The sequence below is a fragment of the Stenotrophomonas sp. GD03877 genome, from assembly GCF_029840555.1.
GTDB lineage: Bacteria > Pseudomonadota > Gammaproteobacteria > Xanthomonadales > Xanthomonadaceae > Stenotrophomonas > Stenotrophomonas geniculata.
The window spans coordinates 73,715-96,391 of the sequence record NZ_JAOCCT010000012.1; the positions used below are offsets into that span (position 1 = coordinate 73,715).

At 67.2% G+C, this 22,677-nt stretch carries 19 protein-coding genes; 11 read left to right on the forward strand and 8 right to left on the reverse strand.

Annotated features, from left to right (window positions below):
* Positions 1–3: 3 nt before the first annotated feature.
* The 4 genes from N5D20_RS11235 to N5D20_RS11250 form a co-directional block, all read right to left on the reverse strand.
* Positions 4–1,677, reverse strand: coding sequence for an MFS transporter (locus tag N5D20_RS11235; RefSeq protein ID WP_197578356.1), 1,674 nt, complete (start codon positions 1,675–1,677; stop codon positions 4–6).
* Positions 1,677–2,243 carry a TetR/AcrR family transcriptional regulator gene (locus tag N5D20_RS11240; RefSeq protein ID WP_049433878.1) on the reverse strand — a complete coding sequence of 189 codons (567 nt, stop codon included), beginning with the start codon at positions 2,241–2,243 and terminating at the stop codon, positions 1,677–1,679. Before N5D20_RS11240 ends, N5D20_RS11235 begins: the two co-directional genes overlap by 1 nt.
* 201 nt (positions 2,244–2,444) lie before the next feature.
* Positions 2,445–2,894 (reverse strand): hypothetical protein, encoded by a 450-nt coding sequence (locus N5D20_RS11245; protein WP_049411306.1) that lies wholly within the window; start codon positions 2,892–2,894, stop codon positions 2,445–2,447.
* Positions 2,895–3,062: 168 nt separating this feature from the next.
* Entirely contained in the window at positions 3,063–5,267 is a 2,205-nt protein-coding gene (locus tag N5D20_RS11250; protein WP_279914422.1) for a TonB-dependent receptor, read from the reverse strand.
* 135 nt (positions 5,268–5,402) lie between these two features.
* Between N5D20_RS11250 and N5D20_RS11255 the strand changes: the two genes are divergently transcribed.
* Positions 5,403–5,816 carry a MerC domain-containing protein gene (locus N5D20_RS11255; protein WP_019338435.1) on the forward strand — a complete coding sequence of 138 codons (414 nt, stop codon included), beginning with the start codon at positions 5,403–5,405 and terminating at the stop codon, positions 5,814–5,816.
* Between the two features lie 110 nt (positions 5,817–5,926).
* Entirely contained in the window at positions 5,927–6,106 is a 180-nt protein-coding gene (locus tag N5D20_RS11260) for a 30S ribosomal protein THX (RefSeq protein ID WP_004150462.1), read from the forward strand.
* Positions 6,107–6,207: 101 nt separating this feature from the next.
* On the opposite strand, the gene N5D20_RS11265 is transcribed toward N5D20_RS11260, so the two are convergent.
* From N5D20_RS11265 to N5D20_RS11275, 3 genes are all read right to left on the reverse strand, one after another.
* Positions 6,208–7,458, reverse strand: a complete 1,251-nt coding sequence (locus tag N5D20_RS11265) for an ectonucleotide pyrophosphatase/phosphodiesterase (RefSeq protein ID WP_279914421.1) — start codon at positions 7,456–7,458, stop codon at positions 6,208–6,210.
* A gap of 499 nt (positions 7,459–7,957) precedes the next feature.
* Positions 7,958–8,449, reverse strand: a complete 492-nt coding sequence (locus N5D20_RS11270) for a methylated-DNA--[protein]-cysteine S-methyltransferase (protein WP_010483106.1) — start codon at positions 8,447–8,449, stop codon at positions 7,958–7,960.
* Positions 8,446–9,924 (reverse strand): DNA-3-methyladenine glycosylase 2, encoded by a 1,479-nt coding sequence (locus N5D20_RS11275; protein WP_171954053.1) that lies wholly within the window; start codon positions 9,922–9,924, stop codon positions 8,446–8,448. The genes N5D20_RS11270 and N5D20_RS11275 overlap by 4 nt, the downstream gene beginning before the upstream one ends.
* Before the next feature lie 412 nt (positions 9,925–10,336).
* Between N5D20_RS11275 and N5D20_RS11280 the strand changes: the two genes are divergently transcribed.
* From N5D20_RS11280 to ubiM, 4 genes are all read left to right on the forward strand, one after another.
* Positions 10,337–11,500: a hypothetical protein gene (locus N5D20_RS11280; RefSeq protein ID WP_049433873.1), complete on the forward strand. Its 1,164-nt coding sequence runs from the start codon at positions 10,337–10,339 to the stop codon at positions 11,498–11,500.
* A 58-nt stretch (positions 11,501–11,558) separates the two neighbouring features.
* A complete protein-coding gene (locus N5D20_RS11285) occupies positions 11,559–12,104 on the forward strand; it encodes a DUF4019 domain-containing protein (RefSeq protein ID WP_241872586.1) in 546 nt (181 codons plus the stop codon).
* Between the two features lie 11 nt (positions 12,105–12,115).
* Positions 12,116–12,505, forward strand: coding sequence for an MAPEG family protein (locus tag N5D20_RS11290; protein ID WP_010486403.1), 390 nt, complete (start codon positions 12,116–12,118; stop codon positions 12,503–12,505).
* 80 nt (positions 12,506–12,585) lie between these two features.
* Positions 12,586–13,764 carry a 5-demethoxyubiquinol-8 5-hydroxylase UbiM gene (ubiM, locus tag N5D20_RS11295; RefSeq protein WP_043396543.1) on the forward strand — a complete coding sequence of 393 codons (1,179 nt, stop codon included), beginning with the start codon at positions 12,586–12,588 and terminating at the stop codon, positions 13,762–13,764.
* A gap of 11 nt (positions 13,765–13,775) precedes the next feature.
* Here the strand turns inward: ubiM and N5D20_RS11300 are convergent, their stop codons facing one another.
* Positions 13,776–13,997, reverse strand: coding sequence for an RNA-binding S4 domain-containing protein (locus N5D20_RS11300; protein WP_010486399.1), 222 nt, complete (start codon positions 13,995–13,997; stop codon positions 13,776–13,778).
* A gap of 267 nt (positions 13,998–14,264) precedes the next feature.
* Between N5D20_RS11300 and N5D20_RS11305 the strand changes: the two genes are divergently transcribed.
* From N5D20_RS11305 to N5D20_RS11325, 5 genes are all read left to right on the forward strand, one after another.
* A complete protein-coding gene (locus N5D20_RS11305; RefSeq protein ID WP_279914420.1) occupies positions 14,265–16,211 on the forward strand; it encodes a DEAD/DEAH box helicase in 1,947 nt (648 codons plus the stop codon).
* A 218-nt stretch (positions 16,212–16,429) separates the two neighbouring features.
* Positions 16,430–18,853: an EAL domain-containing protein gene (locus N5D20_RS11310; RefSeq protein WP_279914419.1), complete on the forward strand. Its 2,424-nt coding sequence runs from the start codon at positions 16,430–16,432 to the stop codon at positions 18,851–18,853.
* Between the two features lie 110 nt (positions 18,854–18,963).
* Positions 18,964–20,628, forward strand: coding sequence for a GGDEF domain-containing protein (locus N5D20_RS11315; RefSeq protein WP_279914418.1), 1,665 nt, complete (start codon positions 18,964–18,966; stop codon positions 20,626–20,628).
* Positions 20,629–20,662: 34 nt separating this feature from the next.
* On the forward strand, positions 20,663–21,385 hold the full coding sequence (locus N5D20_RS11320) for a pseudouridine synthase (protein ID WP_005408708.1): 723 nt from the start codon (positions 20,663–20,665) through the stop codon (positions 21,383–21,385).
* Positions 21,386–21,501: 116 nt separating this feature from the next.
* Positions 21,502–22,572: a sensor domain-containing diguanylate cyclase gene (locus tag N5D20_RS11325; RefSeq protein WP_049433866.1), complete on the forward strand. Its 1,071-nt coding sequence runs from the start codon at positions 21,502–21,504 to the stop codon at positions 22,570–22,572.
* The last annotated feature ends 105 nt before the right edge of the window (positions 22,573–22,677 follow it).

Consider the following 22,677-nt stretch of genomic DNA (forward strand, 5'->3'; position numbering starts at 1 on the left):
GACTCAGCGGGGCGCGGCCGGCGTGGCCGCAGCGGGGGACGTGGGGTGGCGCTTGCGCCATTGCTTGAGCACGGCGGTGCGCAACGACAGCAGCAGCAACCAGCACAGGAAGCCGATGGCCAGCCAACCGCTCAAGGTGAACACATCATTGAAGCCACGTACGTTGGCTTCGCGGCGAGTGGTCTGCGCCAGCTGCGCGCTGCCCTGCGCGCTGCGCAGCAGCGGGTCGGTGATCTGTGCGCTGTAAAGCTGCTGCTGGAGGCGCAGGCGTTGTGCCACCACCGGGTCGGCCGGGTCGAGCTGGCTGGTCAATGCGCTGGAGTACAACTGCTCGCGATGCAGCTGGAAGGTGCCCAGCACCGCAGAGCCGGCCAGCCCGCCGAGGGTCTGGGTGATCGACAGTGTCACCAGGAAGGTGATCATGTGGTCCACGCCCTGTTTCAGCGCGGCGGAGATGCCGAGCATGATCAGCGGGCCCATGAACATGCCGGCACCGACCGAGGCCAGGAACTGGCTGGCGTAGAAATCGTGCGGCCGGTCCATGCTGGTGCGGTGCTGGTCGAAGAAGGCGGCAGCGCCCAGCAGCAGGATCGCCATCAGCAGCTGGGGGATCAGCCGCTTCGGGCCGAAGGTCAGCGATGCACCGGCGATGCCGGTGACCACGCCCGCCAGGATCACCACGAACAGCGGGCGCATCTGGTCAGGCCCCATGCCCAGCGTGCGCATCAGGTTGATCACGCCGTAGGACTGCTCGGTGGTGAGGAATCGGATCAGGAACGCACCGACGATGAAGTGCAGTACCGGCAGCTTCGACAGCCAGCGGATCTGCAGCAACGGATTGCGCCGGTAGTGCTCGATGATGAAGGCGGTGGTGGACAGCGCGATCGAGGCGACCAGAGCCCAGCCCAGCCATGGTGTGTTGAGCCACCAGCGGGTGTAGCCCTGCGCCAGCACGATCACCAGCAGGGCGACGGCCGGTGCGAGCAGGGCGAACGTGAGGAAGTCCAGCGGCTCGAACGCCTTCACCTGGATGCCGGGCGGCAGCTTCAGCACCACCACCGCCGCGAACGCGCACAGTGCCAGCCCGGCCTCAAACGAGTAGAGCTGGTGCCACTGGCCGGTATCGACCAGGCCCGGCGACACGATCCAGGCGATCGGCACCGCCAGCTGCGAGAGGCCGACACCGACGACCAGCAGATTGCCGGTGAAGCGACGCGGCAGCGCCTGCAGCATGTACAGCGTGCCCAGTGTCGAACAGGCCGCACCCGCGAAGCCGCTGGCGGCGCGGGTCAGCATCGTGGTCTCGAAGCTGCCGACGAACAGGTGCAGTACCGCCAGCGCCGCATACAGGCCCAGCCCGATCTCGGCGAACAGGCGGATGCCGTACTGCTGGCGGAACTTGAAGGCCAGCAGGTTGGCGGTGACATTGACCATTGCATAGGCGGCCACCAGCCAGCTGCCCTGGGTCGGGGTCAGTGCCAGTTGGCCCTGCAGGAACGGCAGGTTGGCGGTGACCAGCGCATTGCCGAGGCCGCCGGTGATCGCCACCAGCAGCGATACCAGCGCATAGGCCAACCGACGGTACGGTGGGTGCCAGGGCATCGAAGCCGAACCGGGCATGGTCGGCTTCTCGTGCTCCTCCCAATCCGGAACCGGCTTCAGATACGGCTGGACCATCAGCGGGCCTCGCTGGTTGCTCCCTGGAGACCCCCGCGCAGCAGCTGCAGGGCGCGCCCGGCCAGGTGGGCGCGCTCGTCGCGGGTCTTGCCGCGCAGGGCCGCGCCCAGCATGCCCGAGATCAGTGAAATGTCCGTCTTTTCCAGGTCGACCCGGCACAGGCCGGCCGCCTTGGCACGCTCAATCGGTGCTTCCAGCAGGTCGCGCACGGTCTCGCGCGCGGTGCGCATGGCCGGCACGTCCGAATCGACCGCACGCCAGTAATCGGCCAGTGCCGGCGAATCGATGATGCGCTGGGCCATGCCCTCGAACACCTCGAACAGGGCGTCGTCGCGGTCGCCGAGCTGTTCGACCTGGCGCCGGATGCGATCAACCGTGCGCTGCAGCAGCGCCTGGATCAGCGCGGTGCGGTCGGGAAAGTTGCGGTACAGGGTGGCGCGGCCCACCTGGGCGCGTTCGACCACCAGGTCCAGCGGGGCGGTGACACCGTGTTGGCCGAACACATGATCGGCGGCGTCGAGGATGAGGGCACGGCGGGCAGCAGCATCGGCACGTTGGGCAGTCATGGAATTATTTTCGGACAAAAATGTCCGATTGGCGAGACTTTGAGTGACGGGATTGTCCGCTTGTTGTGGTACGCACATCTTTGTGACGAGTGCGTGATGGCGTCGCAGCGATATGTAGGAACCCCATGGCTCCCGGAGGGTGCAGTAGATCCACGCCGTGCGTGGATGAGTATCTGGAGCGGATGGGAGCTGGCTAGCGGCTCACTGATCCACCTTTCCAGTTTTCTTCCTGCTCTTGATGAAATCAATGAACCCCTTCTTATGGCCCTCAAAAACACGACGGCCGTACTTCCGGTAGTGCGGTTCAAATAGTGTGTAGGCCCCATCCAGGTCTCCGGACTCGAAGTGGATGGTGGCGGCGAGTTCGTCCATGGACACGCTCGCAGCTTCGCCTTCTCCATAGATGTCTCTGGCGACCATCGCCCACTTTCTGGCCTTCTCAAACTGGGCCGTATCGCGATAGAAGACAGCTATTCCATACGATGTAATCTGGCCGTAGTCATAAGCAGATTTCGGCTCCGGAATCATGTCCCAGCTTTCAAGGAAGCGATGCTCTGCCTCCGCAATATCGCCGGCCAGCCAAGCGGTTCTCCCGCGCCTGGCGATTGCAAGGAAGCGTTCTTCCAGTTCGGCATCGAGACTTATGGCCATGCAGGTGTTTCCGCTCAGTTTGTCTATTGAATTGACGCCGGCTGAGTCTAGCCGCGCAGCAGATCGTGACGCGTCGGTAGTGCGCCGCTTTCACCAGTTCATGCCATATGCGACAGAAAAAGGGGGCCTTTCGGCCCCCTCAGGTAAAGCTACGACGCCGGCGCGCGATCAGAAGAACGCGCGGATGCCGAATGCGACACCACGGCCAGGCAGCGGCGAGTAGTCGCGCAGCAGCGAGGTATGCGGACGCACTTCGCGGTTGGTCAGGTTGCTGCCATCCAGGAAGACTTCGTAGCTGTTGCTGGCGTTGCGATCCCAACGGTAGGCCAGGTGCGCATCGACCAGGGTGTAGCCGTTGCTCGGCTCCTCGTTCTGCGCGACGTCCTTCTGGCGGCTGTAACGCACCGCACCGACCGAGGCGCGCCAGCCATCCTTCGACCAGCGCAGGTCGGCACCGACGCGGGCCGGGGCGATCCGCGGCAGGTAGCCGGTGTTGGCCAGTTCCACGCTGTAGTTGTGGTTGTGGTCGCCGTGCGGCACGGCGAAGTCGAGGGTGCGGCTGCCGCTGCCGTCCAGCTTGGCCTTCACGTAGTCACCGAACAGTCGCAGGTCCCAGTCACCGGCACCGCCCTCGAACAGGTGCACCAGCGCTTCGGCTTCGGCACCACGGAACACCGCGTCCTGCTGGGTCCAGGTGCGCACCGGCAGGCCCTCGGTGATGCCGGTGTCGGCCAGGTAGATGAAGTCCTTGAACTTGGTCTGGTAGACCGATGCCGAGAAGTCCAGGCGTTCGCTGTGGGTGTGGATGCCCAGTTCGACGCGCTGGCCGCGCTCGGTCTTCAGGTTGGCGTCGCCGATTTCCAGCGAGCGGGTGGCGATGTGTGCGCCGGCGGCATACAGCTCTTCGTTGGTCGGTGCACGCTCGGAGCTGTCCACGCCGATGCGCAGGTCAACGGCGTCGTTGAGCTTCCAGATACCGGCGGCAGACAGGTTGGTGGCACCGAACGTACGGCGGCGGTAGTCACCGGTCGGGTCCAGCTTGACCTGGTCGTGGCGGCCGCCCAGTTCCAGCTTGAACGGGCCGAACTGCTTTTCCTGAAGCACGAACAGGCCGATGTTCTTCGTGCCGGTATCCGGCACGAACGCCTCTTCGCCCTTGGCGCCGAAATCACTGTTGCCGAACTGCAGGCCGAAGGCACCGTCCCAGCCACCGATCTGCTGCTGTACGGCTTCCAGACGCGCTTCGATGCCACGGTTGGTGAAGCGGGTGGACGGCGTGCCGGCTTCCAGCTCCACGTGTTCGTAGTCGGTGTAGGCCACGCGTGCGTTGATGTTCTTCAGGAACGAGACCGGGTCGTAGATGCCGGCCTTGGTCTCGAAGCGGTTCTGCACCATGTCGATGCGCACGTCGTGCTCGTCGCCGCCTTCTTCTTCATCGCCATGGTCGTGACCGTGGTCATGGCCATGATCATCACCATCGGCGTGCACGTGCGCGCCATTGGGAATGCCGTAGTTGGTGCGGTAGGTGCTGGCCGATACGCCGAAGTAGCCGCCGTCGCCCAGCCACGTTGCGCCGACGCCACCGGCGCGGGTGCGGATCGAGCTGTTGTCCAGGCGGCCGCGACGCGGCTCTTCACCCTCGGCCGCGTCATGGTCGTGATCGTGGTCATGATGATCTTCAAGGCTGTCGATCACTGCATAACCGGGGATGCGGTAGTCGTCGCCATTGCGGACCAGGCCATCCACGTGCAGCACGACATTGCCGCTGACGCCATCGAGGCGGAACATGCCGCTGCGTTCGTTGTTCACCGAATTGCCGCGCAGTTCTGCGCGGCCGCTCAGCGGGCGCTCCGGCAGTTCGCGCGCGATGCGGCCATCGACCACATTGACCGCACCACCGATGGCGCCGCTGCCGAACAGCAGCGTGGCCGGACCCTTCAGCACTTCGATCTGGTCGGCCAGGAACGGCTCGATGCTGGTGGCATGGTCGGCGCTGACGGTGGATGCATCCATGTTGCCCATGCCGTTGGACAGCACGGCCACGCGCGGGCCTTCCTGGCCGCGGATGATCGGGCGGCCGACGCCGGGACCGAAGAAGGTGCTCTGTACGCCGGGCAGCTTGGCCACGGTATCGCCGAGGGTGCCGGCCTTCTGCTCGTCCAGGCGTTCACCGGCCAGAACCTCCACCGGGCGTGCCAGCGATTCTGCGTCGCCCTGCAGCGGCGACGCGGTGACCTGCACCGACGACAGTTCAGTCAGGTGGCGGTCACGATGGGAATCGTCTTCGCTGGCGGCGAAGGCAACGGTCGGAAGCAGGGCGGTCAGGGCCAGGGCGAGGGAATGCGGCTTCAACCGCGGGGTACGGGCGGGCATCGGTGGGTCCTTTGTTACACTGTATCAATCGCTGGGCGCACGCATCCCGTCAGCGGGACAGGGGGAGGGAAACCGTGCGGGTCGGGAAGGGATGTTATATTATTCCATAACGATTCGCCGACCCTGCTGGAAGTCATGTCCCTGTCCTCACGCCTGCGCCACCTGCTCGACCGTTTCGGCGCCACGGGTTCGATGCTGTGCGCGGTGCATTGCGCGGTGATTCCGGTGCTGCTGGCCGCAGCGCCGTCGTTGGGCCTGTCGTTCTGGCTGAGCGACGGCGTGGAACAGGCGCTGGTGGTGTTCGTGACCCTGCTGGGGCTGTTCAGCCTGGTCTGGGGCTACCGTCGCCACGGTGCGCTGCGTGCGCTGGGCTTCCTGATTCCCGGCCTGGTGGCGTTGTGGGCCGGCGTGCTGTATGACCCGTTGCACCACAATGCGGTGCCGCACGCGGTGGTGATGACCGTCGGCGGCCTGCTGGTGGGTGTGGCCCATCTGGTCAACCTGCGCCTCAACCACGGTCACGTGCACGACGCCAGCTGCGCGCACTAGGCGCTCCATGGTAGGATTTTCGATCGTGCGCGGGGGCGCCCAGCAAGGCGGCCCCGCCGAACCCGTGTCAGTACGGGGTAACCAGATTTCACATTTGAGGAGTTGAAGACATGGGTAAGGGTGACCGCAAGACCGCCAAGGGCAAGCGCTATAACGCCAGCTACGGCAACGCCCGTTCGCACACCGCGAGCAAGGTCGCCGTAGGCGCCGCCGCTCCGGTTGCCAAGAAGACCGTGGCCAAGGCTCCGGCGAAGAAGGCTGTGGCGAAGAAGGCCGTCGCCAAGGCCTGATCCGGCCCGGACCGGTTCAACGAAAAACGCGGCGCCTGGCGCCGCGTTTTTTTTAAGCACGTTTTTGTAGAGCCGAGCCCATGCTCGGCTCTACAACCGGATCAGCGCAGGGTCTTCTTCAGCGTTTCCGGATTGCCGTCGTTCGGCGCGGCCGGCACCTGCAGCAGGTGCGCCAGCAGCGGGTAGACGTCGACGTTGTCGAAGCCATCGATCACCAGGCCCTGGCGGAACGACGGGCCGCTGGCCACGAACACGGCGCGCATCGAGGGCAGGGCGTTGTCATAGCCGTGCGAGCCGCGGTCCTGCTTCGCGCGCTTGGCGATCTTCTCGCGGTGCAGTGCATCCCAGCCTTCATCCATCGCACAGACGATGGCCGGAACCCGCGGATGGGTGCCGTAGTGCCAGCGCGCCGGCAGGTTCTCCTTCTTCCAGCACTCGTAGTGCGTATGGCGGCCGAGCAGGGCGCGTTCGGCTTCCGCTTCGCGGCCCGCGACCGGCGCAAAACCCACCGACTGGCCCTGGCTGACATTGCGCGCGATGGCCGGATTGGCCATCGATTCGGTGGCGATCACGTGGCCGTCGGCGACACTGGCCATGCCGTGGTCAGAGACCACGATGATGTTGGTGGTCGCGGCCAGGCCGCGCTGTTGCAGTCCGTCGAGCACCTGGCCGACGATCTGGTCGGCGCGCACGATGGCGTCGGCGTACTGTTTCGACTCGGGGCCGTAGTTGTGGCCGGCCTTGTCCACGTGTTCCATGTACAGCGTGGTCAGGCGCGGTGCATCGGCATCGGTCTGCGCCAGCCAGTTGAGCACGATGCCGGCGCGCTGCTCCAGCGGTTCCTTGCCATCGTAGACGCGCCACTGGCTGGGGCGTACGCCACGGATTTCCGATTCGCTGCCCGGCCATGACGTGGTGGCCGAACGCACGCCGGCGTTCTCTGCACTGGCCCAGATCGGTTCGCCCCCCCACCAGCCGCTGGTAGTGACCGCGTCGCGGTTGCTCAGTTCGAAACGGCCCAGGGTTGCATCGTCCATGCTGTTGTTGACGATGCCGTGGTGGTCCGGGCGCAGGCCGGTGACGATGGTGTAGTGGTTGGGGAAGGTCAGCGATGGGTACGAAGGCGTCATCCAGCGCGCGCGTACCCCGCCGTCGATCAGTCGCTGCAGGTTCGGTGTCAGGCCGCGATCGAGCGCATCGGCGCGCAGGCCGTCGATCGAGATCAGCAGCAGCTTCGGCGGTGCAGCCGTTGCAACAGGGGTGGGAACAGAGGCGGAAGGGGTGGGCGCGGTGGTGCAGGCGGCCAATGGCAGCAGCAGCGCCAGCGCGCAGGTCAGGCGTACGGAAGTCATCCGTCCATCATAGTGCGAGGTAATGACGCGCCCAAGACACGGCGCACTATCGCGCGCCGTGTCCGCGCATTTTTCCTTATCCCCGCACCTGTCGGCGCGCCCCCTTCAACAAGAACGGGGCTTTTCTCCAGACAGCTTACAGACGCTTCCATCCACGCATGGCGTGAATCTACCGTGTCGACCAAGGTCGACACCTACCAGCAGTTGCGCAGAATGACGTTCGGACAGATCGCCGGAACCTGTCGAAGGCGGGGTGGGGCCGGTTGCAGGGGCGTGAGCGCCATGGGCCCGAGGCATGCCTCGGGCGGGTCGGGCAGGACGCCCAACCCCGGTCTTGCCGTGTGCGCAGGACAGCGCACACGAGCAAGCGGCGACCGAGCTTACAGGGACGTACTTGCAGCGTCCCCTGCAACTGGACCCACCCTGCCTCCCCGCAGGAAGCCCGCTGTTGCTGTTGCTCTAGCCTCTGCGGGTGCCGGGCGCAGCCCGGCCAGCCCTCTCAGGCGAACAGCGGTGCCTGGCGTTGTTCCAGCCGCAACAGCGCGGCCTTGGTTTGCAGTCCGCCGCCGAAACCGGTCAGTGCACCGTTGCTGCCGATCACGCGATGGCAGGGCAGGATGATCGGCAGCGGGTTGCGGCCGTTGGCAGCGCCGACCGCACGGGTCGCACTGGGCTGGCCGAGGTGCTGCGCCAGCTGCAGGTAGCTCCAGGTCTGGCCGAACGGAATCAACGCCAGCGCCTGCCATACACGCAGCTGGAACGGCGTGCCACGTGGTGCCAGCACGAGGTCGAAGCTGTTCCGCTCGCCGTGCAGGAACTGCAGCAGCTGATCGCGTGCTTCCGGCAGTGCATCAGGGGCGTAGTGCCAGTCTTCGCGGCCGCGTGCCGGATGGCGGTTTTCCGGGAACAGCACATGCGACAGGCCACGCTCGTCACCGGCGATGGTCAACACGCCGATCGGGCTGTCGAAACGATCGAACAACAGGGTCATGTCGGTTCTCCAACGAAGGTGCCGGACAGGTGCCACAGATGCAGCACGGCATAGGCGCGCCACGGGCGCCACGGTTGCGAGCGGGCTTCGGTCGCACGCTCGCTCAGGCGCTGGCCTTGGGCGTGGCCGAGGACCTGCTGCAGCACCAGGTCACCGGCGGGGAAGGCATCGGGCTGGCCAAGTCCGCGCAGCGCGATGTACTGCGCGGTCCACGGGCCGATGCCGGGCAGTGCCACGCAGCGCGCAACGAATTCCTCCAATGCCTGACCGGGCCCGAAGTCGAGCTGGCCGCTGGCGCAGGCAGCGGCCAGCGCACGCACGGTGGCGGCGCGGGTGCGCGGCAGGCCGATCGATTCCAGCGGCGCCTCAGCCAGTACCTCGGGCGCAGGGAACTGGCGATCGAATTCCGATGGCATGCCCGGCAGGTGTGCGCCATAGGCATCGACCAGGCGCCGCGCGAAGGTGGTGGCCGCGGCCACGCTGACCTGCTGTCCGAGCACGGCGCGTACGCCCACCTCGAAGCCATCCCAGCCACCGGGCACGCGCAGACCGGGACGTTCGGCGATGCCTCGCGCCAGCAGCGGTTCCTCGCCCAGCGCGGCATGCACCTGCTGCAGGTCGGCATCCAGATCGAACACGCGACGCACGCGGCGCACGATGTCGGGGATCAGGCGCGGATCGACCGCGCCCAGCTGCAGGCGCAGTTCCGGGCGTTTCGGGTCGGCGGTGACGCGCAGCAGGGTGGGGCGCTCGGGTGTGCCGAGCACGCGCTGGTAGCTGTCTTCGCCGATCAGTTCGATGCCGGGCAGGCTGCGCTTGCGCAGGAAGGCCAGCATGCGCGGGAAATCCAGCGGTGGACGGTACACCAGGCGCAGTACCAGGCAGCCGTCATCGGCGGCCGGCGGCTGATGCTGGCGACGTAGTGCCGTCGGTGCCATGCCGCAGCCCTGCAGGAAGGCGGTATTGAAGCGGCGCAGGCTGTTGTAGCCGGCGGCCAGCGCAACATCGGTCACCGGCAGCGTGGTCTCGGTCAGCAGCTGCTTGGCCAGCAGCAGGCGATGGGTGGCGTGGATCTGCCCCGGCGTCGCGCCCAGGTGTTCAACGAACAGGCGCTGCAGCTGGCGCGCGCTGAGGCCGATCTTCTGCGCGAGGTCGGCAACGGGCTGCTCCTGCAGGAAGCCGCCATGGATCAGGGCGAGGGCGCGCTGCACGATCTGCCCAGCCAATGCCTGCTGTGCCTGCGGCGCCAGTTCGGGACGACAGCGCAGGCACGGGCGGTAGCCGGCGGCGGCGGCCGCAGCGGCGGTCGGGTAGTAGGTGATGTTGCGCGGCTTCGGTGGCGGTGCCGGGCACACCGGGCGGCAGTAGATGCCGGTGCTGCGCACGGCGGTGAAGAACACGCCGTCGAAGCGTGCGTCGCGGGCCAGGCGGGCGCGGTCGCAGGCGGCGGTGTCGAGGGCGAGGGCGGTATCCATGGCGCCAGTCTAGGCGTGTGCGGGTGGAGATACTCGCCACATTCGGACATGGATGCTGAAGGGCGTCAGGTCGGGCTGTGCCCGGCACCCGCGGTAGTGCCGGCCGCTGGCCGGCAACGGCAACGGCAGAAGCTGGTTTCCTGTGGGGAGGCGGGGTGGGCCCGGTTGCGGGAGACGCCGTAAACCCGCGGGGGCTTGGCCACGGCATCCATGCCGCGGACACTCCCGCAACCGGACCCACCCCGCCTTCGACAGGTTCCTGCGATCTGTCGGAAGGGCATCCCGCTCTGGTAGGTGTCGACCTTGGTCGACACGCTTTCCCAAGGGTCAGAAGGGGTTCAGTGCCACGCGCTGAATGCGCGCGCTGGACGGGTAGACTGTGGCCCTTGCTCCCTTGAAATCCGGTTGCCCGATGTCCGCCAAACTCCGCTGGTTGCCCCTGTTGTGCCTGGCCCTGGCGGGCTGCAGTCAGCTGGAGAATCCGGGCAATGTGACCGCTGCCGACAAGGCGGCGCGGGCACCGGCCAGTGATGGCGAGAACATGGTGTCGATCAACGCCGCCGATGCGCCACCGCCGCCGGCGCCGCCGCGCAGCCGGGCGGATCGGCCGTGGCCGCAGGCGCAGCTGGAGAACGGGCGTGCGTGGGTCAGCTGCAGCACCGAATATGCCGGTGACGCGGGCGACGGTGTCGAGCTGGAAGGCCTGCAGCGCGAGCAGATCAGCCAGGCGCTGGCGCCTTGCGCCGAACGTGGCCTGATGCGCGTGCGCTACGCCGGCAAGATCAACCCGGGCTTCGCCGAGATGATGTGGCGGTTGGCCGTGGTTGCCGACCAGCAGAAGATCCACAAGCGCATCCTCGACCTGGATTCCAGCGGGGGCCAGGTGGAATCGGCGATCGTCGCCGGTGACAGTATCGGTGAATCCGGCTGGACCATCTGGGTGCGCGAAGGCTCGATCTGCCACAGTGCCTGCGTGTTCGTGCTGGCCGCCGGTGACAACCGCTTGCTGTCAGGCAAGGTTGGCATCCACCGCATGATGCGCATCAGCTCCAAGGCCACCTCGCGCGCAGAACTCAACCGCGAGCTGCACGAGGTCTACGACAACGTAAAGGACTACCTGCAGCGCAACGGCGTGGCGGTGGGCGTGGCTGATCTGATGATGACCGTGCCCAACCGCAGCCTGCGCCTGCTGACCGCGGACGAGCTGCGCCAGTATGGCCTGGATGGCACCAACGCGGTGCAGGACGATCTGGAACGGATCAAGCAGATGCGGGCCTGCGGCGATGATTTCGTGCAGCGCAAGGACGCGTTCCTGATCGCCTTCGACCAGCAGTGCAAGCGCGAAGGCGCTGACATGGAATCGATCAACAGCTGCGGCCAGGCACTGAAGCAGCGCTTCGGCTTCCCGGATGCAGTGTGCCCGGAAGAAAGCCCGCTGTCGGAGATCGACGTGGCGACGCTGCCGCCGGCACCGTCGGAGCCGCCGCCGGTGGCCGAACAGGTGCCGGCAGACACCGGCACGCCTGCCGCGCAGGCCGATGCCGCCGCGGTGGAAGGCAGCGCCAACGCGCGCTGACGAACAGCTCACCGCGCTGGCGTAGACTGCGGTTCTTTCCCGAGAACCGGCGGTGTCCATGAAGCGCGTGCTCCTGCTGCTGTCCCTGCTGCCCCTGACCGCATTGGCGCAGGCACCTGCGCCGGCCACGCCCGCCCCGGCACCCGCGCGCCCGGCACCGGCCTCGCCAGCGGCTGCAAAACCGGCTACCTCCGGCGCTCCGGTGTTGACCGCCGCGCAGCAGGCGCAGGTGCAGAAACAGGACGCGGAAATGGGTGCGGCCGCAGTGAAGGCGGCGCAGCTGGTGGATGCCAACCGCGCAGGCGAATTGTGGGACGGCGCTTCGGCCGTCGCGCGTCGTGCGGTACCGAAGGCCGCCTTCGTCAGCCAGTTGACCAGCGAGCGCACGCGCCTGGGTGCGTTGGCCGGCCGCGGCCAGCCGACCATTACCCGGGTCAAGTACAGCGCCGGCGCTGCGGTGCCGGAAGGGTTGTACATCAACGTCAGCTTCCCGACCCGTTTCGCCAACAGCGCGCAGCCGGTGCGCGAGCTGGTCTCGTTCCGTTTCGACGAGGACCAGGTGTGGCGCCTGGCCGGTTACAGCCTGCGTGCGTCGGCACCCTGAGGAGATGCATGATGGCAACTGAACTGACGATGCTGGCCTGGTCGGTGCTGCTGGGCTTTGTCTACATTTTCGCCACCTCCACCGTGGTCACCCGCGAGCGCGGGATGAAGTGGAATGCTTCGGCGCGAGATGGCGAAGCGAAGCCGGTCAGCCCGCTGGCCGGTCGCCTGCAGCGGGCCCAGGCCAACTTCCTGGAAACCTTCCCGTTCTTCGCCGCCGCCGCGATCGCAGTGGTCGTGGCTGGGCGCGGCAACGACACCACCGCGCTGGCCGCGCAGGCCTACTTCTGGGCGCGCGTGGCCTACTTGCCGCTGTATGCCGCAGGCGTGCCCTACGTGCGCAGCCTGGTGTGGCTGGTGTCGCTGCTGTCGATCCTGGCGCTGGTGTTCGCGTTGTTGTGACCCGGGCCTGATCCAGATCAAGGCCGGTCAGGTGTGTGGCGCTATGCTGGCCCGGACTGAATCAACGGCAGGAGGCGCGCATGCGCAGGATGGACGTGGTGGTGGTCGGCGCCGGACCGGCAGGCCTGTGCTTCGCGCGCGCGCTGGCCGGCAGCGGGCTGCAGGTCGGGCTGGTCGAAGTGCAGCCGCGCCAAGCCTTGGCCGAAGCCGCCTTCGATGGCCGCGAGATCGCGCTGACCCATGCCTCGCGGCAGAGCATGGAGCAGCTGGGGTTATGGCAGCGCCTGCCGCACGCCGAAGTCGCTGAACTGCGCGATGCCAAGGTGATGAATGGTGGCTCGCCGTTCGCGCTGACCTTCGCCAGCAGCCAGGTCGACGGCCAGCCGCTGGGCTGGCTGGTGCCCAATCATCTGATCCGCCGTGCTGCATGGGATGCCGTGCAGGGCCAGGACGGCCTGGAGCTGTTCGACGGGCGCAAGGTGCAGGGCGTGCAGGCCGATGCACAGGGCCATGTGGTCAAACTCGATGACGGCAGCCAATTGCATGCGCGGCTGCTGGTGGCCGCTGACAGCCGCTTCTCCGCCACCCGCCGCATGCTCGGCATCGGTGCGCAGATGCGCGACTTCGGCAAGTCGATGCTGGTGTGCCGCATGCAGGTCGAGCGCGACCATCACCACACTGCCTGGGAATGGTTCGGCTACGGCCGCACGATGGCGCTGCTGCCGCTCAACGAGGGCCAGGCGTCGGCGGTGATCACGCTGCCGCCGCGGCAGATTGAAGAACTGCTGGCAATGGATGAGGTGGCCTTCGGTGAGGCCATCAGCGGTTGCTTCGAACATCGCCTGGGCCGCATGCAGCCGGTGGCCACGCCGCAGGCGTATCCGCTGGTAGGTGTGTACGCGCACCGCTTTGTCGGCGGGCGTTCGGCACTGATCGGCGATGCCGCAGTCGGCATGCACCCGGTCACCGCGCATGGCTTCAACCTGGGACTGGCCAGCGCACAGCGGCTGGCGCAGGGCATCGTCAACCAGCAGCGTCGCGGTGCCGACATTGCCGCGGCCGGCATGCTGGCCAGCTACCAGCGCGGTCACCGGCTGGCGTCGCGGCCGCTGTACGAGGCCACCAATGCGATCGCCAGCCTGTACACCGACGATCGCCGTCCGGCGCGCCTGCTGCGGGCGGCCGGCCTGCGCCTGGCGCAGGGCGTAGCACCGTTCAGGCAGCTGATTGCCTCGCACCTGACCCAGCGCGTGGCCTGAACAGCTTCAGATCAGCCGGCAGCCAGCACCCGGATCTGGCTGTCGGCGAATTCGACCACCTGGCCTGCGCGGATCTTGCAGGCCTTGCGCAGTTCGACTTCGCCATCGACCCGCACCTGGCCGTCACCGATGACCATCTTGGCTTCGCCGCCGCTGGTGACCAGGTCGGCCAGCTTCAGCAACTGCTTGAGTTCGACGTAGTCACCGTCGAGGTCGAATTCGAGAATCTGCATGGAGCGGGTTTCCTGGGAAGGGGCGCGGGCCAGCGGCCGGGCCGGGGAAGAGGGCGCGTATTGTGCGCCAGCACGGGGCATGACGACACGCGCATGGCAAGCTGTACACCTTGTTCAGGATCAATGCGGTATGATTCCGCTCTGAGCGAGTGAAATCTCCTCCAACCGAGCAGCGCCAGGGCACGCGATAAGAAGGGCGCCCAAAGCGCGGACCATCACCTTTTTTATCGCACTGCCAGGAAGACGGCAGTGTCTTCGGAGTTCCCCATGTCCCAAGATTCCCAAGCGCCGCTGCAGTTTGCGCAGCTCGGCCTGTCCGAGCCCGTGATGCAGGCGGTCACCGCCATCGGCTACGAAACCCCGTCGCCGATCCAGGCCGCCACCATCCCGGCGATGCTGGAAGGCCGTGACGTGCTGGGCCAGGCCCAGACCGGCACCGGCAAGACCGCCGCGTTCGCGCTGCCGGTACTGTCCAACATCGACCTGCAGCAGATCAAGCCGCAGGCCCTGATCCTGGCACCGACCCGCGAGCTGGCCATCCAGGTTGCCGAGGCGTTCCAGTCCTATTCGTCGAAGATCCCGGGCTTCCGCGTGCTGCCGGTGTACGGCGGCCAGCCGTACGGCCAGCAGCTGTCGGCCCTGCGCCGTGGCGTGCACATCGTGGTCGGTACCCCCGGCCGCGTGATCGACCACCTGGACCGCAGCACCCTGGACCTGTCCGAGCTGAAGACCCTGGTGCTGGACGAAGCTGATGAAATGCTGCGCATGGGCTTCATCGACGACGTCGAAGCCGTGCTGAAGAAGCTGCCGGAGCAGCGCCAGGTGGCCCTGTTCTCGGCCACCATGCCGCCGCAGATCCGCCGCATCGCGCAGACCTACCTGCAGGACCCGGTGGAAGTGACCATCGCGGCCAAGACCACCACCTCGGCCAACATCCGCCAGCGTTACTGGTGGGTGAGCGGCATGCACAAGCTGGACGCGCTGACCCGCATCCTGGAAGTCGAGCCGTTCGACGCGATGATCATCTTCGCGCGTACCAAGGCCGGCACCGAAGAACTGGCCGGCAAGCTGCAGGCCCGTGGCCTGGCCGCTGCCGCCATCAACGGTGACATGCAACAGGCCCAGCGTGAGCGCACCATCGCCATGCTGAAGGAAGGCAAGCTGGACATCCTGGTCGCCACCGACGTGGCCGCGCGCGGCCTGGACGTGGAGCGCATCAGCCACGTGCTGAACTACGACATCCCGTACGACACCGAAAGCTACGTGCACCGCATCGGCCGTACCGGCCGTGCCGGCCGCAGCGGTGAGGCGATCCTGTTCGCCACCCCGCGCGAGAAGGGCATGCTGCGCCAGATCGAGCGCGCTACCCGCCAGCCGATCGAAGAGATGCAGCTGCCGAGCGTGGAGGCGGTCAACGACACCCGCATCAACAAGTTCACCTCGCGCATCAGCGAAACCCTCGGCGCCGGTGGCCTGGACTTCTACCGCCAGCTGCTGGAGCGCTTCGAGAACGAGCAGAACGTGCCCGCCATCGAGATCGCCGCCGCGCTGGCAAAGCTGCTGCAGGGTGACACCCCGTTCCTGCTGCAGCCGCCGGTGCGCGCCCCGCGTGAAGAGCGCGCGCCGCGCGAGCGCTTCGACCGTGGCGACCGTCCGGAGCGTGGCGATCGATTCGACCGCAACGAGCGTGGTCCGCGCTTCGAGCGTGGCCCGCGTCGTGACGACGCCGAAGGTGGTTTCGAGCAGCGTCCGCGCCGCGAGGTTCCGCCGCGTGGTGCACCGGAGCAGGGCATGGAGACCTACCGCATTTCGGTGGGCCACCAGCATGGCGTGAAGCCGGCCAACATCGTCGGCGCCATTGCCAACGAAGCCGGACTGGAAAGCCGCTTCATCGGCCGCATCGACATCCACGACGACTTCTCGCTGCTGGACCTGCCGGCGCAGATGCCGCCGGACGTGCTGTCGCACCTGCAGAAAGTGTGGGTGTCCGGCCAGCAGCTGCAGATGCGTGCGCTGGCCCCGGGTGAAGACACCAACCCGGCCCCGCGTCCGTTCAAGCCGCGCTTCGACAAGCGTGGTCCGGGCGGCCCAGGTGGCCCGCGTCGTGGTGGTCCGGGTGGTCCGGGTGGCCACGGCGGCGACCGCGGCGGTGACCGCGACAGCCGCCCGCCGCGTCGTGACGGCTTCAAGCCGCGCGGTCCGCGCAGCTTCTAAGCCGCACCCGCAGCCGTCCTGATCAACGCCAGCCTCCGGGCTGGCGTACAGGAAAAGGGGACGGAGGGGATGAAGTCGTAAATGGCAGGCCGCGCGCTTATGCCGAAAACGACTTAATCCCCTCCGTCCCCTTTTTCGCATGGCCCACACATTGCCGGTCATAGGCTGGGCCGGTTCCAAGGGAGGTTGTCACCGCAGCACATTCGGGGGGATCCGGGATGGGTAGAAGTGGCACGGACCAGCAGAGCCGGCGGGTGCCGATGACCCGTGGCCTGGGATTGCGCTTTGCGTTGTTGACGGGCATGGCGATCGGGTTGGTCGCGCTGTCCGCCTTGATCCAGGAGCTGCAGGCGGCCTCCACCGCATGGATCGCCGGCCAGGGCTACTGGTCGCGTGGTCAGCAGGATGCGACCGCCGCACTCAGCCGCTATCTGGCGCGCGGTGATGCCCAGGACCTGGACGACGCGCGCCAGGCGCTGCGGATTCCGTTGGGGGATCTGCAGGCCCGGCTGGCGCTGGAACAGGCGGTACCGGACGAGGAGAAGGCCAGGCAGGGCTTCCTGCAGGGCGGCAACGCGCGCGCCGATATTCCGCGCCTGGTGTTCTCGTTCCGCTATGCACGCGACATCGGTGCATTCCGGGAAGCAAGCACGCTGTGGCGACAGACCGATGATGACCTGTTGGCCGTGCAGCGGCTGGTCGCCGAGCTGCAGTCGGGGCATGCCCACGGGGCGCTGCCAGTGGCGGACCGCGACCGGTACCTGCAGCAGCTGCGTGATCTGGACCGGCGGTTGCAGGTGCAGGCACAGGCATTTTCCCAGGCGTTGCTGCGCATGGCCACGATGGTGCGGATCGCCACGCTTGTGGTCGGTGGGCTGTCGGTGCTGGCGATCAGCCTGATGGCTGTCGCGCTGGCGCGCCGCGTCGGCAAGGACCTGACCGAGCACGAAAGCCGCTTCCGTGCGGCCTTCTACCAGGCCAATGTCGGCATGCTCAAGCTCGACACCGACGGCAAGGTGATCGAAGCCAACCAGGCGATGGCCGATATCCTCGACTACCGACGCGACGTGCTGCTGCAGATGTCGCTCGGTGATCTGCTGATGGAAGGCGAACTGGTCATCGATGGCGTCGGCCGCATTGACTGGGACCGGCAGCTGCGGCCGAGTGAGCTGCGCTTCTGCCGCCGCGATGGCAGCCTGGTGTGGGGGCGCTGGAGTGGCACCGGCGTGCGCAGCGCGGGAGGTGGCCTGTCGGTGTTTGCGATCATCGAGGATGTCAGCCAGAACCATGCCCTGGCGCGCGAGATCGAACACCACGCCAGCCACGATCCGCTGACCGGCCTGATCAACCGGCGCGAGATCGAGCGGCTGCTGGAACGTTCGCTGCTGCAGGTGCGCAGCGACGGCGGCACGCATGCGCTGTGCTACATCAACCTGGACCACTTCAAGCTGGTCAACGACAGCTTCGGCCACGCCGCCGGTGACCAGATGCTGCGCAGTTTCGCCGACTATCTGGTGGCTGCAGTGCGTGACGGTGACTGGGTCGGCCGCCTGGGCGCCGACGAGTTCGCCGTGTTCCTCGCCCATGCCGGGCAGGACGAGGCCAAGCGGGTGCTGCAGCGGGTGATCCGCAACCTGGGCCAGGCCACGTTCCCGATCAGCGAGGGCAGCCCGCAGCTGAGCTGCAGCATCGGTGTGGTTGAAGTCAGCGCCGACGCCCCCGATGCGAACTGGCTCATGAGTGCTGCCGACAGCGCCTGCTATGCCGCCAAGCAGGCCGGTCGCAACCGGGTGCACTGTTTCAATGAGAACCGCATGGCGCTGGAGGAGCGCCGCCGGGAAGCCGAGCGGTTGCAGGGCGTCAGCCTGGCGATGGCCGAGAACCGCATGCTGCTGTATGCGCAACGCATCGCCCGCGTGGGCGATCCGACCTACCTGCACTACGAAGTGCTGGTGCGCATGCGCGGTACCGACGGCAGCCTGCACCTGCCCGGACAGTTCATGCCGGCAGTGGAGCGCTATGGCATGGCGGTGGCGCTGGATCGTCACGTGCTCGGGCTGCTGTTCCGCCACCTGCAGGTGTGCCCGGCACACGTGCGCCAGCTGGGCCTGTGCAACGTCAACGTCTCGGCGCAGTCGATCGCCGAGCCGGGATTCCTCGCCTTCGTCTGCGACCTGCTTGAGCGCAACCGCGCGCTGGCCTCCAAGCTGTGCTTCGAGATCACCGAGACCGCGGCGATCAGCAACCTCAGCCAGGCCCGTGCGTTCATCGATGCGGTCAAGGCGCGGGGCTGCCGGATGGCACTGGATGACTTCGGCTCCGGCCTGTCTTCTTTCGGCTATCTGCGCCAGTTGCCGGCGGACATCCTGAAGATCGACGGCGCCTTCGTGCGGGACATGGATACAGACCCGGTCAGTCACGCCACGGTGCGTGCGATCAGCGAGCTCGGGCGCGAGCTGCAGATGGAAGTGGTGGCCGAGTGGGTGGAGACCGCCGAGGTTGCCGGTGCGCTGACCCGGCTTGGCGTGCAGGGCCTGCAGGGCTATGCCATCGAACGCCCGCAGCCGCTGGAGCGGCTGACCCTGGCCGATCTGCGCCCGGTGCGGCTGGTCGCGGTGAAGGGGCCGCCGGGGGCTGGCTGAACGGCGTGGCGGCGACTTTGGTCTACACGTGCGGCGTACGTCCGGCTGCGATAATGCCGGCCAGGGGCGACGCGCAGTGGGCGCGGGCGTAAGCAACAACAGGATGTGGCGTGGGCGGCAGGCAGTGGCAGTACGGAACGGGAGCGGTGCTGGTCGTACTGCTGGCGTGGTTGGCGACGCCGTGGCCGCTGCAGGCCGCAGCGGTGGAATCGGGGCGCGATTACCTGCTGGTCGGTGGCGCCACCGATGAGCCCACCCCGCATCGTGCGTGCACGCCGCGCATGCTGTCGGGCCCGCGCCAGCAGGTGCTGGTGACGGCTCCGCAGGAAGGCTGGTCGGGCCAGCCACAGGCGCTGGACGTGTTCAATGTCTTTGCCGGCGAAGTGCGGGTACAGCACGGTGACCGCGAAATCTGCGGCAACATGCACGACGCCCGCACCCGTGATTCGCGCTTCCGTGCAGGCATCGGCCTGGTGGCCGTACCGCCGGCCGGCAGCCATGAGCCGTTCCTGGTTTCCTGGCAGACACCGCTGAAGACACGTTGGGTACCGACCTTGAGGCTGGGCGCGCCCAGCCCGGTGCAGCAGAACGACACCGCCCGCCTGCTGATGCGTGCTGCCTGCATCGCCGTGGCGATCGCGCTGGCGCTGTCGGCGTTGATGGCCTTCCTGACCACGCGCGATCGCAGCTTCCTGGTTTACGTCGCCGGCACCACGGTACTGGTGCTGTGGCAGGCGATCCTCGGTGGCCTCAGCGGCTACCCGGAGCCGTGGCTGCCGGTGGGGGAGCGTGGGGCCTGGTGGCTGCTCTCGCTGACCGCCGCCACCCAGGCGCTGGTACTGCCGGCACTGTGGCGGCTGAACGGCGGTGACCGCGTATGGCCACGGTCGCGGCCGCTGCAGGCGACCGTGCTGTGGGGCCTGCTGGCGCTGGCCGTACTGGTGCCGTGGCTGCGCTGGGAACAGCTGGCCTGGGTCGCGCAGGGCCTGCAGGTGTCCTATCTGCTGGGATGTGGCCTGGCATTGCTGATGGGCGTATGGGCCCGTTGGCGTGGCGACCGTTGGTCGCAGGCGGGACTGGCCGCGTTGGCACCGATGCTGGTCCTGATCATCGCCGATGCCTGCCGTGCGGAATGGCTGTTGGAATACCGGGTCGAAGCACTGCAGCTGTCGGTGACCTGGCTGCTGATGATGGCCGCCTATGCCATGAACCAGCGGCTGGGCCGGCTGCGCCAGCAGCGCGATGAACTGCGTCAGCTGGCCGAAACCGACGTCCTGACCGGACTGCCGAATCGCCGCGCCGGCCTGCAGCAGCTGGCCCGTCACCTGGCACAGGTCGACCGTGAGCGTGGCTCGCTGGTGATCGGCTTCCTCGACATCGACCTGTTCAAGGACATCAACGACCGCCATGGCCACGGGGTGGGGGACCAGGTACTGGTGGCGGTGGCACGCGCGCTGCGCGCTGCGGTGCGCAGCCAGGACGAAGTGGTGCGGATGGGCGGCGAGGAGTTCCTGCTGCTGATGCCCGGCATGCCGCGCGAGGCGGCGTCGGCGCGGCTGGAACGCCTGCGCCAGCGCATCACCGAGGCCGGGCAGGCCCTGCAGGTGCCGGGGCTGGAAGTGACCGCCAGCATCGGCCTGGCGCAGTGGCGGCCGGGCGAGGACGATCTGGCCGGGCTGTTGCGGCGGGCCGATCATGCCATGTACGTGGCCAAGCGGGCGGGCCGGAACCGGGTGTTCGACGGCGAAGAGCTCGATCCGCCCGGCCTGGCATGAAGCGCTGCGGGCGGCGATGCCGGATAATAGGGCGATGACCACCCGACTCAACAAACATATCGCCGACACCGGCTTCTGCTCCCGCCGCGAGGCCGATCGCCTGATCGCCGCCCGCCGGGTCACCGTCAACGGCCATCCGGCCGGCACTGGCGCGGTGGTGGGCGAAGAAGACCAGGTGCTGGTCGATGGCCAGCCGCTGCGCGCGCGCGTGGCCCGCAAGCCCGGCGCCCGCCGCCATGTCTACATCGCGCTGAACAAGCCGGTGGGTGTCACCTGCACGACCGAAACCTCGGTCAAGGGCAACATCGTCGATTTCGTCGGCCACGAGCAGCGCATTTTCCCGATCGGGCGCCTGGACAAGGAATCCGAAGGCCTGATCCTGATGACCAGCAACGGCGACATCGTCAACCAGATCCTGCGTGCCGAGAACGGCCACCAGAAGGAGTACCTGGTGGCGGTGAACAAGCCGGTTACCGATGAGTTCCTGCGCGGCATGGCGCGCGGTGTGCGCATCCACGACCAGATGACGTTGCCGTGCAAGACCTCGCGCATCGCCAAGTTCGGTTTCCGCATCACCCTGCAGCAGGGCCTGAACCGGCAGATCCGCCTGATGGCCGCCGAATTCGGCTATCGCGTGACCCAGCTGCGCCGCGTGCGCATCGACAACATCAAGATCGGCGCGTTGAAGCCGGGCCAGTGGCGCAACCTGACCGAGCAGGAGCTGCAGGGCCTGTTGCCGAAGCAACTGGACTGGTAAACGGCCTCTGTAGAGCCGAGCCCATGCTCGGCTGCCTTTTGTCCGGGTGCAGCCGAGCATGGGCTCGGCTCTACATCGGCTAGACTCCGCAGTGACCTGCCGGAATGTGACGCTGCATGATCAAGCCCGACAAGCCTGCCAACGAAGCCCTCCGGCTCGAGGCGCTGTACCGCTACCGGATCCTTGATTCGCAGCGCGAGAAGTCATTCGACGACCTGGTGGCGATCGCCAAGGCGGTCTGCGGTACCTCGATGGCGGCGGTGACCCTGATCGATGTCGAGCGGCAGTGGTTCAAGTCGATCCAGGGCATCGACGCGGCAGAGAACCTGCGCAGCGAATCGATGTGTGGCCACGCCATCCTGCAGCCGCAGGAAATCATGGTGGTCGAGGACGCGTTGCAGGACATCCGCTTCCACGACAACCCGGTGGTGACCGGCGACCCGCACATCCGCTTCTACGCCGGTGCGCCACTGATCAGTTCCGATGGCCTGCCACTGGGTACGTTGTGCGTGTTCGATGCACATCCGCAGCACCTGCCCAGCGACAAGGCCGAGGCACTGGCCGCTCTGTCACGGCAGGTGATGCTGGTGATGGAGCTGCGCCGTTTCGCGCTCGACATCCAGAAGCACATGCTGGAACGCGATGACTACGAGCGCCTGCTGTCGGAGTACCAGGACGTGCTGCTGGCGCAGAATGCCGACCTGGCCGAGCAGAGCCGCACCGATGCGTTGACCGGACTGCCGAACCGCCGCGCGATGGCGGCGGCACTGGAAGAGGCGGTGGCGGAGATCGATGGGCAACCGGGAGTGGCCTGCGTGGCCCTGCTGGACATCGATCACTTCAAGCACATCAACGATTTCCAGGGCCACGCCACCGGCGACCGGGTGCTGGCCGAGCTGGGCGTGCTGCTGCGCTCGCATTTCGCCGGCCGTGGCATGGCCGCGCGCTATGGCGGCGAGGAGTTCGTGGCGGTGATGCCGGGCACTGATCTGCGCACGGCCGAACTGCAATGCGAGTTCCTGCGCCTGGCCGTGGCAGACCTTCCGCTGGGTTTCCCGGTCACGATCAGCATCGGCGTTGCCCAGCACCAGGCAGGTGAAAGCGTGGATGACATGCTGGCGCGCGCCGACAAGGCGCTGTACCGGGCCAAGGGCAACGGTCGCAACCGGGTGGAACGGGCAGGCTGAGCCCTGCATGCAGTAGGTCCACGCCCTGCGTGGATGATTTTGCCGATGGGATAACGCCGTGTCGCGGCCTGTGCGATTGTGCCCGGCGAATATGCCGTTCCTGTT